Raw genomic sequence first — 18,732 nt, forward strand, 5'->3', positions numbered from 1 at the left:
TTTTTATTTTTTAATACAGATGTTACTGACTGTAATGCGCAAAAAAGCGCTTTACTCTATCCATTGCAGGCTGTAAATCATCTTTATGTGGTAAAAACACTAATCTAAAATGATCCGCACTAGGCCAATTAAAAGCACGTCCGTGGACAAGTAGAATTTTTTCTTCTTTGAGCAAATCCAGCACCATGCGCTCATCATTCTTAATATTAAACCGCTTTACGTCGACTTTTGGAAACGCATAAAGCGCGCCCTTTGGCTTTACACAGCTTATCCCTTCGATATCGTTTAAACCTTTAAACGCAATATCACGCTGCTCATACAAACGCCCACCCGGTTCAATGAGTTGGTCGATGGATTGTATGCCTCCAAGCGCTTGTTGAATGGCAAACTGTGCAGGAACATTGGCGCATAATCGCATAGACGCAAGCATTTCTAAGCCTGTGATCAAATCCCGCATCACTGAATGCTTACCACTGATCACCATCCAGCCCATGCGGATCCCGGCCGCACGATAGGTTTTCGCTAAACCATTAAAAGTAATAACCGGGATATCATCGCAAAGACTCGCAATTGAAAAATGCTCCGCATCGTCATATAAAATCTTTTCGTAGATCTCATCACTCAGTATTAATAGCTTGTGTTCTCTGGCAACGTTAATTAATGCTTCGAGCAATGCTTTGTCATATACAGCACCGGTCGGATTATTTGGGTTGATCAGCACCAATGCCTTTGTGCGACTCGTGATTTTACGCTTGATATCTTCGATATCTGGAAACCAGTCTTGCTCTTCATCACAAAGGTAATGCACTGGATTACCGCCTGATAATTTAACAGCGGCAGTCCATAGCGGATAATCCGGTGCGGGGATCAACACTTCGTCACCATCATTGAGTAAGGCTTGTGCGGTCATTTGGATCAATTCACTGACGCCATTGCCAATGAAGATGTTATCGACACTAATATTAGGAAAACTTTTTTGCTGATAATATTGATACACGGCAACTCGGGCAGAATACAATCCTTTTGAGTCGCAATAGCCCTGTGCAGAATATAAGTTTTTTATGATGTCTCGGTGCATATCTTCTGGCATATCAAAGCCAAATGCCGCCGGATTGCCAATATTTAATTTGAGGACTTTCATGCCCTCGTCTTCCATTTTTCTTGCTTGATCCAATACTGGACCACGAATATCGTAACTCACCCCGTTGAGCTTATTACTTTTTGTTATTTGTAGCATCTATAACCCCCTCATTTTGCTCAAGCATATATCACAATGCCGTCTAAATTCTATGCTTGTGATAACTTTTTATGCTTCAAAAAAGCAACTTACAAAGTGAAGTGGTTGGAGTGGGATGAATAAGAGCAATATCAATAAAAAAGGCCGTATAAACGACCTCATTTCCGCTCTTTGGCTGATGCTGGATTTAAGATTGAGCACTCACCCACTGCTGCAATTTCGCTTTTGAACCTGCAACTTGTGCTGCCAGCTTCTCAATAGAGTCATCAACAATATCCTGCTCCCCTTGCATGAGGGCATGCTCAATCGTCTTTGCCAAATCGCTCAAACTAGCAGCCCCAAACTGGGCAGCATTAGATTTTAAACTGTGAGCATGACGAATGGCAGCTTCTTGATCCTGATTCAAATTCAGCATCAACTCCGATTCTAACCGCTCGAATTCAGAACAACAAAAATGAACCGTATCTTCGAATTGCTCGCCCAGTAACATTTGCATGTTCTCTAGGGCACCTTCATCTATTACGATGCTCATAATTTTCCTTAAATTTAATATTCTATTACTTATGCTAGCCAAATCTGGTTTCTTGTGCAAAGTAAATGCGGGCAAGATATGATAAAATATGACTTATATTAAGAAACACCTCATCAAACATGAAACGTAATACCTGTCCAGTCTGCCAGTTTCCCACAAAAACTTGCGTATGCTCCTATATTGGTAACGTGATACCAAATGCGACTCAAGTTATTATCATGCAGCATCCGAGCGAAGTAAAAGTCGCCAAAAATACCGCAAAGCTCCTCGCCTTGCAGTTAGGCAGTTTTGCGCTGTATGTTGGAGAAAATACCACTGACTTTGAAGAGTTGATTAACTTCTGCAACGAAAACCATGTAGCACTGCTCTACCCAAACAGCCACGCTAAGACCTTAACTACAGAGTATAATCACGCTCAAAAGCTTGATGCCATCATCTTATTGGACGGTACTTGGAAGAAAGCCACTAAGCTTTATAACCTCAATCCGTGGCTAAGCCAGTTGCCCAGTTTCCAGTTCGATTCGGTCAATGCAAGTGAATATACTATTCGTAAATCTAGACATGAATACAGTTTATCAACACTTGAAGCGGCAGCTCAATTTCTCGAGATTGTAGATCAATGCGAAACTTCGGTTCTCTACAAACTTCAAGCTGGTATGGTGAAAGAGCAGATGAAGCGAATGCCTGATGATGTTAAGGCTCGGTATTAAAGGAAGAGAATGCCAAGGTCGAGACTACAGCGCGGATACACTCGCCGAGGACCCGATTATCGATTCGGCGATCAAGTTGATTTCAGTGAAATCAAACAGACCTTTGGCTTTAAAACCATGACCATTGGTCATTGGGTTACGCCTGAAGAAACCCGTTTATCCGCCAATTTAATTTATGATGCCCTCGCAGATCTAGCCCAAATACTACAAGTACCGCCACAGGTCATTGGCCTTCGGGGAACACTTAATTTTGATTTTGGCACAGGCGGTCAACAAGGTGTTCAAGCGCATTACGCAGCAAATACTAGAACACTCGCCTTGGCAAAAAATGCCGGTGGTGGCGCACTTGCCCACGAGTGGTGGCATGCATTTGATCACTATATTTGCCAGCATTTAATAACTCAGCCAAAAAAGCCTTTTGCATCATCAGCTTGGTTACTTTCTACTGAAACCGTAATACACCCTCTGAACAATGCTTTAGCAACGTTTTTTGCGCATACCTTTCTAGATGAAGAACATCAACAACCAAATCGGTATTTTCATACCGCCAAGATTGCTGATAGCGCAAACAAACAGATTTATTACGCACTGCCCGAGGAGCTAACAGCTCGGATGTTCGAGGCCATTATTGCCTACCACAGCGATATATCAAATTCATTTTTGGCCGCGGGAATTAAAGGTTCAGAACAAGAAAAACTGGGGGTTTACCCAAAGCATGAACATAGAAAACGATGCGCTGAGCCCATTTTTCACTACTTCAGCGAACTAGGAAAGATTTTATATCGCCGGCATAGGTGACTTTACCTAGCCAACTCTTAAACTCCGTGAACGGCAACGGACGTGAAATAAAATAGCCCTGTGCAAAGTCGCAGCCATAGGCCTGCAAACGAATGTAGCTATTGATATCCTCAACCCCTTCAGCCACCACCCTTGAGCCTAAACTGTGCGCCATATCACACGTCGCTTTACATATTGTTTGGTTGCTCTTAGATGTCTCAATATCCATCACAAAACTTTTATCAATTTTAAGTTCATCAAATCCAAGTTTACTCAAATATGCAAGTGACGAATATCCAGTACCAAAATCATCAATCGCCACTTTTACGCCGATTGAACGATAATCATCTAACACCCCTTTAAGTTCAGCTTCTTTTCCTATTGTTACAGATTCCGTGATCTCTATCATTATTTGAGAAGGTGCGAGTGATAATTCATTGATAAGCGTAATGAGCTGTACCGACAACTCTCTTCTACTCAAGTCACGACCAGATACGTTGATTGAAATAACGTGCTCAGGCAATAACTTGGTTATCTCGGCTTGATAATGAAGCGCATGCTCAATCACCCATTCTGTGATCTCGTAAATTTGCCCTGAAGACTCAGCAATCGGAATAAATTCGTCAGGTGGTATGTAACCAAGCTCAGGGTGAAGCCAGCGCAGTAGCACTTCAGAGCCGAATACCCTGCCAGTCCTGAGATCTACCTGCGGCTGAAAGAATAAACTGAACTGTTCATGTTCTATCGCACTTTTAAGAAACGAGGTGAGCTTCAATTGTCGCTCAGTCGAGATAGAGCTTTCAACATCAAATAGATGCCAACGTTGACCATTGTGTGACTTAGTATTAAGAGCCTGCAGCGCACGCTGGATAAGCTTCTCTGTGGATTTTGCATGCATTGGATAATTCGCAACCCCAACCTCTAGACTATCGACAATCTGCGTGTCTTTATACCCAACCCCTTCTTCGAATACAGCTGATAAAATACATACATATTGCTCAACTTGACTGACCTCTATTTTACCATCAAGCACGATGGCAAACACTTGGTCTTCTAGGCGGTAAATAGGTGTGTTTCCTTTATTTGCAACGGCAGCGCTACCATAAGTATTGATTTGCTCAGAGACCTCTTTGAATAACTTATTGATGTGCTGATTTGCAAAGGTTAAGCCAAAACTCAGTCTTATTGATGGCAGGATCAGTGGTTTAAAAAGCAACAATGTATGCGCTTTATTTTGCTCCTCAAGCTTAGCGAGCGAACCAAACAGGGCGAATTTATTGGGCAGTGCTGTCTCTTTATCAAACTCAGCATAATGAATATACATACGCCGCTTTTCCGCATCATGCCAAACCACAAACAGTAGTAAGAGCATTAAATGTAGGCTGATCAACACATGGTTTACGATTGATATTTGCTCACTTGGTTGTATTAATTGACTCCCAGCAAAGCCAATTAGTACCGCCACCATAGGAGACCAAATTGCGCAGCAGAAATAGACTTCTTTACGACTGTCTTTATCTTGATTTACCAAAATCATCGTGCTTAATACAATTGCACCAATAACCATTATGGACTGAAGTGCAAACGGTAAATCCACTTTCGCAAACGCCACAACGACACCGCTTAGTAAGTAGATATATGCGGTCGTCTTGATGGTTAGCTTTATCTTTCTATCAAGCCTATTTTTAGTAAGGAAATGATGAAAAAACAAAAGGCTAAAGCCAAGTGCAAAACACACAAAGCTGCCACTGTAATGTAAAAAATGAATGCTATTTTGGTAGCTGAAAAAGATATCAGCGAGTCCTTTATGGGTGACGTAAAGGCAGGCTAATGACAGCAAATAGCCACCAACCGAAAGCAGGCTTGCGCGTTTCGAAATAATACCGGTACTGAGCATGAAAATACTCAATAAAAACATTACCCCCAGAAACAACCCAGTTAAAAATAGATGAGCATTGGTATCTTCTATATAAACTTCATAAGGTTCAATACTCACTCTGGACAAGGAAACATAGGGTGATTGAACTTTAACAATGATCGGCTCAATATGGCTATTTGCATCAATTACCAAATGGGGTGAAAAATGGGATAACGATGTATGATTGTTACTTTCGGGGATTTGAGTTAATTTTCCAATAGGGTCTGTGGTAAAAAACTCCACACTACCCATGGATGGACGTGCGACTGTTAGCACTTGGTCTGACAGATCATCGCGAACGAGGCTTGTGATTCGAAGCCAAACCGCAACGCCCTTTGGAATAATTACCGTTTCTTGCGATACACTAAACTGGGCCTCGGAAAAGTCACCATAGCCTACTGAAATTAAAGGTCTTGCTTCTACAGTTTCTGCTGCCAGCTGCGTTTCAGCAGTAGCACACATCGCAAAGATGCAACACACAATTATCGTAAACACCAGCGTGGCATACCTAGCAGCGCTAAGCCACATACCCATTCTCCTTGAGTCACTTTGACGGTGATTTATCAGCCTATTCGTTATGCAAAGAACCAAGCGTTAACGTTCAAGAAAAACACCAACTCGAAAATATTGGCCTTAAGCTTCTCTTTGCAAATCAGGAAGCAACGTCATTCGCGCACTAATACCAGTTGTATTAAGTAAATGATCTATTTTGAAGCAAGGAAATAGCTTTAGTAGCAAGGCAAAAATTTTGCTATTTAGTTGATCTAAATGAGAAATTTTTAACTAAGCTAATATGCTATTTCACCCTTCAAATTGATTAGAGAATTAATTCAATTGGTATAATACCTATTTCACTTTGTCTACTGCTGTCATTCGCATGACGCTTTCGCCGACAATATAAAAAACGCATTACAATAAGTATGGTTTGGATCAAAGCAAATGCAAAAATATTATTGAATTTAAATCGTTATGGCTATTTGGTGGGAGATCAAAAATGTAAAGATGGCATGCCGTTAAAGTCAGTTAAGGGACTAGTCTAAACTCGGAATAACAACTGGTACTCTAGCCGCTGTTATTCCCAAGCTAAGCGTCAGATTTGCTTGTAATAGGCCAACCATTTACACACAAATCCTCTCGCCTACCTATTCAATTAACTGTCGTCACTAATACGCGAAGCAACCGCACTATTTTGATCCTTATATTTGGCGTCTTTACGCTCGTTATAAGGGAATTGCGCAGCACTTGTCATCGTTTCAAAGCTCATCGCACCTATTTTCATATTCGGCCTAAGTGCCAAAGGCAACTTACCTGAGTTATAGAACTCTAATACGATGTTTCCAGACCAACCGGGATCGATACGATGCGCAGTAACATGAACCATTAAACCTAACCTCGCCAGCGACGAGCGGCCATCTAACCAACCAACAAGGTCGGCAGGTAGCGTTACCTTTTCATACGTCATTGCCAGCGCAAGCTCACCAGGGTGCAAGAAAAACGCTTGGCCATCTTCTAACACAATTTCGTCACTCATGATGGATTCCATCGCGGCATTGATCTGATCTTTAGGACCACTGAGATCAACGTAAGGCGCGGCATGGTCCTGAAACACTCTAAACTTGTTACCCAGTCTTAAATCCACGGTAACGCCTGAAATCATATCTGGCTTAGGTGTAGGTTCGATGATTATGCGTTGTTGTTCAATCGCTTCTCGAATATGGGTATCCGATAATCTCATTCTTAGTCTTCCGTCATCACAATCTCAACACCCGATGTTGAGTCTGATTGGTAATATAACATACTGGCAACCAGTTGGGCACAATCAACATAGTGATCTGCTATACCATGATTGTCAGTCTTACTTTCTGAATTAGGCTCACGGACTGTGGCAATGATATCTTCGCCCTGCTCCGTTGCTGCTCTGATCTGTTCGTTAAGCGGTACTTCCGCGAGCAGAGGCACACCATAGCGACTCGCCAACGTGGTGCCACCAGAGTGACCAAAAATATGGTTGCGGCTACCACATTGCTCACAATTGAAGTAACTCATATTTTCGACCAAACCTAAAATGGGGAGCTGCACTTTTTCAAACATCGCGATGCCCTTCTGTGCATCTGCTAGCGCCAAGGTCTGCGGTGTAGTGACAATCACCGCACCACTGGCTGGCACTTTTTGCGTCATGGTCAGTTGGATATCTCCTGTGCCTGGTGGCATATCAACAATCAGATAATCCAGCTCACCCCAATCCGTTTCATTTAACAATTGAGTAAGCGCTTGAGAAGCCATTGGTCCTCGCCAAACAGTGGCGTCCTCTGCTGGGACCAAAAAGCCGATAGACATGGCTTTAATGCCCGACTTTTCAATTGGTAGTAGGGTTTTATCATCTTTCGCCTGAGGTTTTTCATCCTCAAGAGCCAATAAGCTAGGTAGTGAAGGGCCATAAATATCAGCATCTAGCACACCAACTTTCGCACCTTGAGCACGTAGCGCATACGCCAGATTAATCGCAGTGGTAGACTTACCCACCCCGCCCTTACCTGAGGCAACAAGAATAATATGTTTAATGGCTTTAAATTTTGGTCTGCCGACAACGACGACTTTCGATGTCACCTCAACGGGCTTGCCTAAGTGTTGCTGTAGATAACTAGCAACATCTTGGTCGCATTGGATGGCAAATGGAAAATTAATTTGTACTTGAATTTGCGCCTTTGATTCTTGTGTTTTGATCACCCAATTTGCATCAATGCCCACTGGTAATGCGGCACTACGATAGCCATTTAAAAGCTCAATGATTGCCTGTTTGGTGTTTTTTCCCTTGGCAAACCATTTTTCCAGTCCAAACATACAAATTAAACTCCTCTGGATGATGAAAATAGCCACGGAATTATGTAACATTCAACTCATTAAAACCAGTCAATTCGCGGTTCATGGTCTGAACTAAGGTTAGTCACTAAGCACACTTGTCCATTCAAGTGTTAACTCGGTGAATAATCAACCAATTCAACACCATCAATTAGAAAGATCGCGCTAAATTCATGGAATCGTTATGACGAAGAGAAAAATTCTCATTACCAGTGCATTACCATACGCAAATGGCCCCACACACTTAGGCCACTTGCTGGAATATATTCAAACCGATATTTGGGCTCGCTTCCAAAAGCTACAAGGCCATGAAGCCTATTATGTATGTGCGGACGATGCGCACGGCACGCCAATCATGCTAAATGCACAGAAGCAAGGTATCACGCCTGAAGAAATGGTTAAGCAGGTGAGTATTGAGCGTCAGCGTGACTTTGCAGACTTCAATATCGAGTTTGATAACTATCACAGCACACACAGTGACGAAAACCGTGAACTAAGCGAGCTAATCTACACTCGTTTAGACGAAAAAGGCTATATCAAAAAGCGCACGATTTCACAGTTATTTGACCCAGAGAAAGGCATTTTCCTACCAGATCGTTTTGTTACTGGTACTTGCCCGACTTGTAAGTCTGAAGATCAAAATGGCGACAGCTGTGATGCCTGCGGTGCAACCTACAGCCCAACAGAGTTGATTGAGCCAAAATCGGTGATGTCTGGTGCGACACCCATCTTGAAAGATTCAGAGCATTACTTCTTTGACTTACCTGCATTCGAAGACATGCTAAAAACATGGCTACGCTCAGGTAGTCTGCAATCTGAAATGGCGAACAAGCTAGACGAATGGTTTGCAGACGGCTTGCAGCAGTGGGATATCAGCCGTGACGCCCCCTATTTTGGTTTTGAAATCCCAGGCGCGCCTGGCAAATATTTATATGTTTGGTTGGATGCACCAATCGGTTACATGGCAAGCTTCAAAAACCTTTGCGAGAAACAAGGCCTAAACTTTGACGAGTTTTGGGGCGAAGGCTCTGACGCCGAGCTTTATCACTTTATCGGTAAAGACATCATCTACTTCCACAGCCTATTTTGGCCTGCAATGCTTGATGGCGCTAATTTCCGTAAACCAAATAACGTATTCGCTCACGGTTTTGTCACCGTGAATGGCGCTAAGATGTCTAAGTCAAAAGGCACTTTTGTAAAGGCTCGTACCTACCTTGAACACTTAGACCCTGAATATTTACGTTATTACTACGCGGCTAAACTAAACAGCGGCGTTACGGATTTAGACCTCAACTTAGAAGATTTCGCGGCACGCGTAAACTCAGACTTAGTGGGCAAAGTGGTAAACATCGCGAGTCGCTGCGCAGGCTTTATTACTAAGAAATTTGACGGCAAGCTAAGCGGCTCTATTATGGACGAAGCGCTACTAACTAGCTTTGTTGCTGCAAAGGATTCAATCGCGACACATTTTGAAAACCGCGAATACAGCCGCGCAGTGCGTGAAATCATGACCCTTGCTGACAAAGCAAACCAGTTTATTGATGCCGAAGCGCCTTGGGTGCTTGCAAAGAATGAAGAGACACTTGAGCGTGCACATCAAGTGTGCTCTATGGGTCTTAACCTATTCCGCGTACTACTGACTTATTTAAAACCTATCCTTCCAGGTATGGCGAAAAATGTAGAAGCTTTCTTAAACACTGAACTAAGTTGGGAAAGCGTTGACAACGCCCTTGTTGATCATGAAATCAATAAGTTCAAGGCACTAATGCAGCGTGTTGAACTTGATAAAGTGAATGCGATGATCGAGTCGTCTAAAGAAAGTCTTGAAAAGAAAGTGGGTGGTCAATCTGTAGCAGCAGATCCGAATAGCCCGCTTGCCAAAGAGCCAATCGCTGCGGAAATCGAATTCGATGATTTTGCCAAAGTTGATCTGCGTGTCGCAAAAATTGCCAACGCAGAGCATGTTGAAAGTGCAGATAAACTGCTTAAACTTACGCTTGATTTAGGTGGTGAAACGCGCCAAGTGTTTGCAGGCATTAAGTCGGCTTATGCACCTGAAGATCTTATCGGCAAGTTAACAGTAATGGTTGCAAACCTAAAACCTCGCAAGATGCGTTTTGGTATGTCAGAAGGCATGGTGTTAGCTGCAGGCCCAGGTGGTAAAGAAATTTACATCTTGAACCCAGACGATGGCTCACAGCCTGGCATGCGAGTGATGTAATCACCCTATTACTTGTATACAAATAAAGGCTTCTATTTAGAAGCCTTTATTTTTGCTCAGATCAAACCTTCGTGCCAAATTTCATTATCGAAAATTAACCAAGCCGCGACCAGATACAAACAGCCGCCGTAAAACCGATTCAACCATTTATTATAATTTGGGTCATTCGACACTCGCGCCAACAAATCACCAGCTTTAATCCACACCAAATGCACCAAAATGTTGAGTATCGCAAGCCATAACACCAGAATTAAATTGCCCAACGCGCCGAAGGTATCATTTGCTTGTTCACTAAAAAGCGTAAACATAATAAAGACTAATACCCATCCTTTGCTATTCAAGATTTGCAGCAACGCCCCATCTATAAAACCTAATTTTTTGTTATCATTTGCAGAGATGTTCTTAGTCGCGGCAAAAAACTTCGTTGCCAGATAAATAAGGTATATAGCACCTATCAATTGCATAATATTCAAAGCCATGGGGTAAGACTCAACGACTTTGCCAAGACCATACCCCACCAGCAGCGACTTTAGAATATACACAATGTCAACTCCGGCCAAGAGTCCTAATGATCGCCTCACTCCGACATTGGCACCTGATGCGGCAAATACGATATTTGCAGGTCCTGGACTAAAAACTAACGGGAACATGGCACTAAACCAAATGATAAACAAACTCATGCTTGAAACTTCTCCTTTGTGAAAGCACACAAAGTACAGAAATTGCAAGGCATGTTCTTGTACAAAATTGAAATAAGCCAAAGGCCTAGATATCAGCACCTGTAATTAGACGGTGATACCCCATATGCCCGCTTAAAGTTTCGACTAAAATGGCTTTGATCATAAAAGCCACAGGTTAGCGCCGTGTCTACACACGTCATGCCCTTAGCAAGCAGCAGCTTGGCTTTTTGGATTTTAATTTGCAGGAGGAATTGGTGTGGAGTCAGGCCAAATGCAGAATTAAAGCCTTTAATTAATTGAAACCGGGTGCTGTCCGTTAAACACTCTAACTCATCGAGTGAAATATTTTCTTGCCAGTTATCAAAAAGGTAATCTCTTGCACGAAACACGCTGTGAGTATCAATAAAAGCAGTGTTTTCAGGGTTTGTCACTGAGCCATACTGAGTAAACACCTTTTCTAAAGTCATCAGCAACAACGACTCTTTTGTCAGTGTGAAACTGGCTTGCTCCATGGCTTGATGAAGCTGCAATAAACCTAAAAATAGACGATTATCATCAATGATGGTGCGATTAACAATGGGCTCTAAGTGCACACTCATATTGTCAAAAAGTCGCTGTAGAAATGCGAGATCAAAATAAAACATTCGATAGCGCCACCCACTTGGCACACCAGGGAATCCGGTGTGCACTTCAGAAGGGTTGATAGCAACAACATGATGTTTAGGCACAATTAACTTTTGCCCGCCATAGAGAATACCTTCAGCACCTTCTTCTATCACGCCAATGGCCAGCTCATCATGCCAATGTTTAGCAAACTCAAACTTAGTATATTGTGCTGATAAAAGCTCGACACCCTCAACAGACTTGTCTTTCCAGATTTTAGACTTTTCCACGTGTAACTCTACTACATTGATTTACCTTGTTTGGTCACCCTTGACTACTCTACTTCTCGCTCGCGATAACTTTTCCAGCCAATCCCAGCAGCAATACGCCCGAGACACCTTCAAGTGCACGAGAGTACCGCTTAGCATTAGGACGATTGAATAGCCAGCTTCCGGCTACCGCGTAGATCAAGTTACAAACTGTCGCCAAGGCACTAAACAACATGCCGAGCATTAAAATTTGCAGCGAGGTGGACTGTGCTGAAAGGTCAACAAATTGTGGTAAAAAAGATAGGAAAAACAGCGCCACTTTAGGGTTTAAAACACTCACTAATACCCCCTGCATAAAGACGTTGCCTGCTGCAACCTCGGTTTGCTTTACCTGCAGTTGGCTATCGCCACGCCACATTGATAATAACGACTGAACACCCAAATAAACTAGGTAAACAGCGCCGAGCCATTTCACCACACTAAACGCGAAAGCTGAGCTCAAAATAATCGCTGATAATCCTAAACAAGCGGCAATAGTATGAACGAAATAACCGGTGCCTAAACCCAGCGCAGCCTTTAGCCCTGCTGACATTTTGCCTTTCATTGTGTTGGACACAATATAGATCACATCGGGGCCAGGGATGAGGTTAATCGCGAGACACGCTACCGCAAACACGGCGAGAGATTGCAAGTCCATCAAAATTTTCCTTTTAAAACAACACTTCGCTGTAAGTTATCAGTACCTACATATTTACACAACTAATCTAATCGCTTTTTAAAGCGCATCGTCGCAATCATAAAGCCAATCACACTAAAGGCGACCAAACAGAGTAAATCAAAATACAAATCGCTAAAGTGCGCGCCTCGAAGCACCACAGCTCGGATCGACCTTACGTAATGTGTGGCAGGTAAGATCTCTGCAAGGTATTGCGCCGCTCTTGGCATCGCGGCAAATGGGAACATAAACCCAGATAGCAATATTGCAGGCAGTAACACAAAAACCGTCATTTGCATTGCCTGCAATTGGTTTTTGGCTTTAGTGGAGATTAGCAGCCCTAAGGTAAGGCTCGCGGTGATAAACAACAACGTCACGATAAGTAGACTTGGCATATCAAAATTGAGCGGTACATCAAATAGCCAATGTCCTAAAAATAGTATTATCGCCATTTGAATAAAGCCAACAAGAATGTAAGGTAGAATTTTACCTAACATTAGTTCGGTTGGCCGAACCGGTGTGGTGATAAGAAATTCCATATTACCCTGCTCACGCTCTCTAACCAGCGCTGATGAGGTAAATAGGATCATCGTCATCGTTAATATAATAGCAATCAAACCGGGAATAATATTAACCGACGAACGTTTCTCTGGATTAAAGTAATTTTGCAGCGCAAAAGCTGGATCTGGCAGTGCAGGCATAGGTAACCTTTTGATGCTAATAGGCAACTTACTGAGCCCTGCCACGGCACCACTTAATAACGGATCGGAACCATCAATCAACCACTGCGCAACGCTATGTTGCGCTGTACTATTACCCACTTTATAGCCACTTAGTTGATAATCACGATTGAGCTGCCGACGCACAAAATCAGCAGGAATAACCAACACGGTATTCACCTTTCCTCTGGTAATGGCCTGCTCAGCCGCCGCAATTGAATCGTAATAGCCGATAAAGTCAACAACTTGAGTGTTGGCTGCGGTTTGTATCAACTGTCTGGATTGATAAGTCTGACTAAAATCAACAATACCTGCGGAAACATGTCTCACATCAGTATTAATTGCATAACCAAATAGCAACAGCTGCGCCAATGGCAACATCACAATCATCGCAAAGGTAATACGGTCGCGTGCCAGCTGCATAAACTCTTTACTGACGATGGCATTTAACCTACGCAAGCTCAGCATAGCCCCTCCCTGTGCTCGTTACAAACACATCCTCGAGGTTAGCGCGAGTGAAATCCACTTCGTAACCACCTCCAGATTCAGCTCGCAATAATGCCAGAGGTTGTGATTCTTTTTTGTTTATCAACACCCTAAGGCGAGCACCTATTTGGGAGACGGAAATCACACTCGGTAATGAAGCTAAACGTGTTTTTAATGCCGCGACGTCGTCACCCACAACTTCGCACACCGAAACCTTTAACTGTTCCATCAGCGCGATGGGACTATCATCCGCACGCTTTACACCTTGCTCTAAGATAGCTAGGCGGTGACAACGCTCTGCCTCGTCCATATAATGGGTAGACACTAAAATGGTCGTGCCCTGCGCACTTAAACTAAATAACTGCTCCCAAAATGCACGACGATTTTCCGGGTCAACCGCTGACGTCGGCTCATCTAAAAAGAGCAACTCTGGTTTATGAATAACAGCGGCGGCAAGCGCTAGGCGTTGTTTTTGTCCACCACTCAATGCACCGGACTGCACCGATTTTTTATCTTCTAATTGGTATTCCTGTAGCAGCTCAGCCACTCTACGCTTAACATCATTGCGTGATAAACCATAAATTTTCGCCACAAACTCGAGATTCTCCAGCACGCTTAGCGACTCGTATAGGGAGAATTTTTGCGTCATGTAGCCTAATCGATTACGTAAGCTTTCACCATGTGCCTGCACATCCTTTCCCATAATACTGACATGACCTGTGGTTGGCGTTAACAGTCCAGTCAACATCCGGATAGTGGTTGATTTTCCACAGCCATTTGGCCCCAGAAAACCGTAAATTTCGCCCTGTTTTACGGTAAGGTCTAGGTCTGAAACCGCCCAATAGTCGTTAAACTGCTTACCCAACCCTTCACTTTGGATCACGATTTCCTTGGTCATTCTTGCAGCTCCACCCAAACCGGCGTGCCTGACGGGACAGTCACTTTATCAGTGAGCAGCACTTCCACCACATACATCAAACGTGCTCTTTCCTCTTGTGAAAGTGCAAAGTAAGGCGTGAAGCTCGCGCTTTGGCTAATGTAGCTGACGGTGCCTTGTAGACTTTTATCACTGCCATCGAAATGCACATTTAGCACACTTCCCAAAGAGACTTTAGCAAGCTGGGTTTGCGGCAGATAAAGTCGAGCGAATGTTTTGTCGTCAGCAGCCAGCAAAATAATCGGTGCACCTTTAATGGGACGCTCACCAACAAGCCAAGGTAAATCCTCGACAATGCCGGAAGCGGGTGCTTTAAGGGTAAGATCAGCGAGCTGCTTGTTGGCAATAATTAGCTGTGTTTGTGCTTCTGTAATTGCGATTTTTGCTTGTTCGATTGTCTCCTCTCTCGTGCCATTTTCAAGCTCTTTCAAACGCGCTTGGGCCTCTTGCAAAATACCAAGTGTCGACTCGACATTGGCTGAGGCGGCATCAACCCTATCTTGAGAGGTCAACTTGTCTTTGATTAACTGCCTCTGTCGAACAAGTTGCCGCTGAGCTTCTTCCCAAGCGGCCTGTGCTGCATGGGCCCTTGCTTTGGCTTGTTTGACTTGTTCAACTCGGGTGCCAGAGAGTAACAATCTATATTGCGCTTGCAAGCGCGCGATTTGCTGTTCAATAGCATTAACCTGTTGTTGCTGCACTACGTCATCGATTTTCGCCAGTGGCTGCCCTTTTACCACTTTATCGCCGCGCTCGACCAGCAACTCAACTAATAACTCTCCGGTTGGGCTGCTGATCTGCACCTGCGGTCGTTCGATAATGCCGAAGATTTTACGCTCGGGTTTAGAGCAACCAACCAAAAGCGTCAATAACACAAAACTAATGATGTAAAACGGTGTTTTCATGATGTTTTCCGTTCAATATGCTGGGATAGAAACACGTTAAAAATAGCTTGCTGATGTTTGCCAAGGGAGCGCCACTGCTCAGTATCCGAGTTTTCGATACCAAGTAGCGGCTGCATCACAGGTGGCACCAAAAAAGGAAATGCCGACAAGCCAAGACAGGTTAAAAGTAACCATTCAGCTCGAATGGGCTCTGCAGGCGAAAACGTTTGAAAGGTCGAATTTAAGGTACTGACACCGTTCTCTACATGCTCAAAGAAAATCTTTTTTATGATTTCATGCTCTTTAGAGTGCGTATCATGTAGTGCCATAAAAATGATCTTAGGTAGCGTTGGGTATTGGCTCATCACCTGAAAGTAGCGCTCTATAAACTGAGTTAAAATGAGCGGTGAGAGTTCGCGTAACTGTGATTTTTTAATCCCTTCAAGCAAGCTCAGTAGAGGTGCTGCAACTTCGCGAAATACCGCTTCAAACAGCCCCGCTTTATCGCCGAAGTAGTACTTAATCAAAGCAATGTTTACCTCTGCAAGGTCCGCAATTGCTCTGGTCGTGACTCGATTATATCCGCGGTTAATAAACAAACATTTACCAGCGGTGATGAGCTTTTCTCTCGGGGTAACAGCGGCTTCCGTTAGCTTATTTGTCATGTTTCAACTCCATTAATCACTTGATTAATATACTAGGACAAATGTGCAAGCTTCACGACAGCTTTCGTTAATCAAAAAAGAGGAAATGATTAATCACTAATCTACATCAAGCTTTCATTGGTTATCTGACCTTTTCATGGACCTTTTCATGGACAGGCACACAAATTGAGTAAGTTATGACGTGATTACAAGGCCATTATCGTGGACAGTCACTTAACAGTTGATATTCAAACAGCGAAGCCAACAAAGCAAAAAGCCGAATTTCATAGGCCGTTATCATGGACAGTCACTTAATAGTTGATATTCAAATAGCGAAGTCAACAAAGCAAAAAGGCCGAATTTCATCGGCTTTTGAAATGCTAAAAATTGCTTCACTTAGCCAGAGAGTTTTGAGGATAACTCTGCTCTCGTGCCCTGCTATCACGCTGGTACCTACATCCTGTAGGCAAGGCGTATTTACGCACCAATAGCTGGAAGCGATTTCAACGCAGCTAGCGCTAAAACTAGCTGCTAGAAAGACATTAATTATCTGAAGTCAGATTAACTTAGTGCAGTTTCATTTTTGGCCGCACCACTCTAAGCACCTTTTCGCTTATCCATAGTGCAAAGGTTTTTGCGATACCATGGATTGCGCGCTGATGCATTCTATACAATGAGATGTACATGAATCGCGCTATCTTGCCTTCAATAAAAAAGCTATTGCTGGTTAGGTTTCCCATTAAACTACCAACGGTGCTATAACGAGATAAATTCACTAAAGAGCCGTGATCACTATAGGTAAACTCGTATAAAGGCTGATTTTTTAGTGTTGCGATTAGATTTTTCTCTACACATTGCGCCATTTGATGGGCCGACTGAGCACGCGGCGGCACTTGAGTACCATCCGCTTGGGTAAATGCGCAGCAATCACCGATGACATAAATATGCTCATCTACACTGCTTTGTAAGTATTGATTTACCTTAATTTGATTATTGCGAGTAAGCTCGAACAGCCCAATATCTTTAATAAAGTCAGGAGCTTTTACCCCCGCAGCCCACACCTTGATGTCTGCCTTTAGCTGTTCATCTTCTTTAGTAATAAAACTGTCTTCAGTTGCCTGCTTTACCTGGGTGCCTTCTCGCACCGTGACACCGAGCTTCACAAGCTCCCGTTTGGCTGAATTAGCAATACGCTCAGGTAATGCAGGTAATATTCGAGGACCTGCTTCTATTAAATCAATACGAAGGCGTTTGGCTGTCATTTTACTCAGCCCGTACATTTTCAACATGTCTGATACATGATACAGCTCAGCAGAAAGCTCAACGCCAGTAGCGCCACCACCAACAATGCCAATGGTTAACGAGTGCTTCGGGTCATCGTCTTGGTGTAAGCGTGTAAAGTTATCGAGGAGTGCATGCTGAAATCGCTCAGCTTGCTGATTTGAATCGAGAAAGAAGCAATGATCCTTGACCCCCGGCGTATTAAAATCATTGCTAATACTACCAATGGCAAGCACTAAATAGTCATAGCTAACTTGTCGCTTTGGGAGAATACGATGACCGAGTTCGTCTTTTAGCTCGCTCAGCGTGATGGTGTTATTGGTTGAGTCTACGTGGCTAAAACTGCCGAGTTGAAACTGATAATAATGCTTTGCTGCATGAGCAGAATAAACCACTCCATCTAAGTCAGCGTCAATAGACCCTGTCGCGACTTCATGAAGCAGCGGTTTCCAAATATGACTGCGATTTTTATCAATTAATAAGATTTCCGCTTGGCGTTTTTTTCCGAGTTTATGCCCTAATTGTGTTGCCAGCTCTAAGCCACCAGCACCACCACCGACTATCACGATTTTAGGAAGTTGCGTATTCATCATGTTGCCCTTAAAAGTATAATACTTAAGTACTCTAGGGTCTTGGAAAAGCACTTAGGTATTTCAAATCCATCATGAAATACCTTGTCTGGCAACGCCTACTATTGTGCGCCTTTTTAGCTCATTTGTCAGCGGATAACGTCAAAATTATTCAACAGTTTTCCCAAGTCCAAGGACGCTCAGAGCCAAAAAATGCGGTTCGTATAACCGCGAAGGTAACCCCCCTGCCGCTCAATTTTACATTCAGTTCTAGATAATTGTTGTACTAACCTTCAAGGTTGAATGCACTTTCTAATATAGAGACTAGACTGAATGTAAGCATACTCTGAGCCGAGAATAGTATCTCTGCACTTCACGGGTTATGTGTCTTTTTGTATTAGCTATTTAAAGGAGATATACATGGCATTTCCAACTGCAGTAAATAGTCAAGTTACCGATTCAGTGTCTCAAACAAACGCTAAAGTGCTTGGAGACTCACCAGCATTAGCAACAAGTAAGCTCATGCTTGCCGTGAGCCAAGCATTGTCAAACGCCGCACATAACGCTATCAATGGGCAACAAAATAACAATGTCACTGCTCAAGCGGCTTTGACACAGGGAGTGAATACCCTAATGAATGTGGATACCGCAGCATCAATGGTTGCTATGAAAATTTACAGATAGTAACAAA

General features: G+C 43.2%; 17 protein-coding genes. 4 read left to right on the forward strand and 13 right to left on the reverse strand.

Annotated elements, in window-relative coordinates:
- Positions 1-22 precede the first annotated feature (22 nt).
- Together MHN30_RS10715 and MHN30_RS10720 are read right to left on the reverse strand one after the other, a co-directional pair.
- Positions 23-1,237 (reverse strand): pyridoxal phosphate-dependent aminotransferase, encoded by a 1,215-nt coding sequence (locus tag MHN30_RS10715; protein WP_069019047.1) that lies wholly within the window; start codon positions 1,235-1,237, stop codon positions 23-25.
- Between the two features lie 187 nt (positions 1,238-1,424).
- Positions 1,425-1,769: an Hpt domain-containing protein gene (locus tag MHN30_RS10720; RefSeq protein WP_039495682.1), complete on the reverse strand. Its 345-nt coding sequence runs from the start codon at positions 1,767-1,769 to the stop codon at positions 1,425-1,427.
- 119 nt (positions 1,770-1,888) lie between these two features.
- Between MHN30_RS10720 and MHN30_RS10725 the strand changes: the two genes are divergently transcribed.
- Both MHN30_RS10725 and MHN30_RS10730 read left to right on the forward strand, forming a co-directional pair.
- Entirely contained in the window at positions 1,889-2,479 is a 591-nt protein-coding gene (locus tag MHN30_RS10725) for a tRNA-uridine aminocarboxypropyltransferase (RefSeq protein ID WP_130163916.1), read from the forward strand.
- A gap of 9 nt (positions 2,480-2,488) precedes the next feature.
- Positions 2,489-3,277, forward strand: a complete 789-nt coding sequence (locus tag MHN30_RS10730; protein ID WP_130163915.1) for a CLCA_X family protein — start codon at positions 2,489-2,491, stop codon at positions 3,275-3,277.
- Here the strand turns inward: MHN30_RS10730 and MHN30_RS10735 are convergent.
- The 3 genes from MHN30_RS10735 to apbC form a co-directional block, all read right to left on the reverse strand.
- A complete protein-coding gene (locus MHN30_RS10735; RefSeq protein WP_130163914.1) occupies positions 3,237-5,702 on the reverse strand; it encodes an EAL domain-containing protein in 2,466 nt (821 codons plus the stop codon). The two genes, MHN30_RS10730 and MHN30_RS10735, sit on opposite strands and share 41 nt — an antisense overlap.
- A gap of 622 nt (positions 5,703-6,324) precedes the next feature.
- A complete protein-coding gene (gene dcd / locus MHN30_RS10740) occupies positions 6,325-6,909 on the reverse strand; it encodes a dCTP deaminase (protein WP_010371648.1) in 585 nt (194 codons plus the stop codon).
- Between the two features lie 2 nt (positions 6,910-6,911).
- Entirely contained in the window at positions 6,912-8,015 is a 1,104-nt protein-coding gene (gene apbC / locus MHN30_RS10745; protein WP_239359537.1) for an iron-sulfur cluster carrier protein ApbC, read from the reverse strand.
- Between the two features lie 202 nt (positions 8,016-8,217).
- On the opposite strand from apbC, the gene metG reads away from it, so the two are divergent.
- Positions 8,218-10,254, forward strand: coding sequence for a methionine--tRNA ligase (gene metG / locus MHN30_RS10750; RefSeq protein ID WP_239359538.1), 2,037 nt, complete (start codon positions 8,218-8,220; stop codon positions 10,252-10,254).
- A gap of 56 nt (positions 10,255-10,310) precedes the next feature.
- On the opposite strand, the gene MHN30_RS10755 is transcribed toward metG, so the two are convergent.
- The 8 genes from MHN30_RS10755 to MHN30_RS10790 form a co-directional block, all read right to left on the reverse strand.
- The gene (locus tag MHN30_RS10755; protein WP_130163911.1) at positions 10,311-10,934 is read right to left on the reverse strand and encodes a LysE family translocator; all 624 of its coding nucleotides are present in this window, start codon (positions 10,932-10,934) and stop codon (positions 10,311-10,313) included.
- Positions 10,935-11,026: 92 nt separating this feature from the next.
- Entirely contained in the window at positions 11,027-11,827 is an 801-nt protein-coding gene (locus MHN30_RS23895) for an AraC family transcriptional regulator (RefSeq protein WP_130163910.1), read from the reverse strand.
- 49 nt (positions 11,828-11,876) lie between these two features.
- Positions 11,877-12,503 carry a LysE family translocator gene (locus MHN30_RS10765; RefSeq protein ID WP_130163909.1) on the reverse strand — a complete coding sequence of 209 codons (627 nt, stop codon included), beginning with the start codon at positions 12,501-12,503 and terminating at the stop codon, positions 11,877-11,879.
- Between the two features lie 62 nt (positions 12,504-12,565).
- The gene (locus MHN30_RS10770) at positions 12,566-13,708 is read right to left on the reverse strand and encodes an ABC transporter permease (protein ID WP_010371660.1); all 1,143 of its coding nucleotides are present in this window, start codon (positions 13,706-13,708) and stop codon (positions 12,566-12,568) included.
- Positions 13,692-14,624, reverse strand: coding sequence for an ABC transporter ATP-binding protein (locus MHN30_RS10775; RefSeq protein WP_039495669.1), 933 nt, complete (start codon positions 14,622-14,624; stop codon positions 13,692-13,694). The genes MHN30_RS10770 and MHN30_RS10775 overlap by 17 nt, the downstream gene beginning before the upstream one ends.
- The gene (locus MHN30_RS10780) at positions 14,621-15,568 is read right to left on the reverse strand and encodes an HlyD family efflux transporter periplasmic adaptor subunit (RefSeq protein WP_239359540.1); all 948 of its coding nucleotides are present in this window, start codon (positions 15,566-15,568) and stop codon (positions 14,621-14,623) included. Before MHN30_RS10780 ends, MHN30_RS10775 begins: the two co-directional genes overlap by 4 nt.
- The gene (locus MHN30_RS10785; RefSeq protein WP_239359542.1) at positions 15,565-16,212 is read right to left on the reverse strand and encodes a TetR/AcrR family transcriptional regulator; all 648 of its coding nucleotides are present in this window, start codon (positions 16,210-16,212) and stop codon (positions 15,565-15,567) included. Before MHN30_RS10785 ends, MHN30_RS10780 begins: the two co-directional genes overlap by 4 nt.
- 545 nt (positions 16,213-16,757) lie before the next feature.
- Positions 16,758-18,062 carry an NAD(P)/FAD-dependent oxidoreductase gene (locus tag MHN30_RS10790; protein ID WP_130163926.1) on the reverse strand — a complete coding sequence of 435 codons (1,305 nt, stop codon included), beginning with the start codon at positions 18,060-18,062 and terminating at the stop codon, positions 16,758-16,760.
- 399 nt (positions 18,063-18,461) lie between these two features.
- On the opposite strand from MHN30_RS10790, the gene MHN30_RS10795 reads away from it, so the two are divergent.
- Entirely contained in the window at positions 18,462-18,725 is a 264-nt protein-coding gene (locus MHN30_RS10795; protein WP_130163905.1) for a RebB family R body protein, read from the forward strand.
- The last annotated feature ends 7 nt before the right edge of the window (positions 18,726-18,732 follow it).

Origin of the sequence: Pseudoalteromonas sp. OF7H-1 (assembly GCF_022347825.1) — a bacterium.
Taxonomy (GTDB): Bacteria; Pseudomonadota; Gammaproteobacteria; order Enterobacterales; family Alteromonadaceae; genus Pseudoalteromonas; species Pseudoalteromonas maricaloris.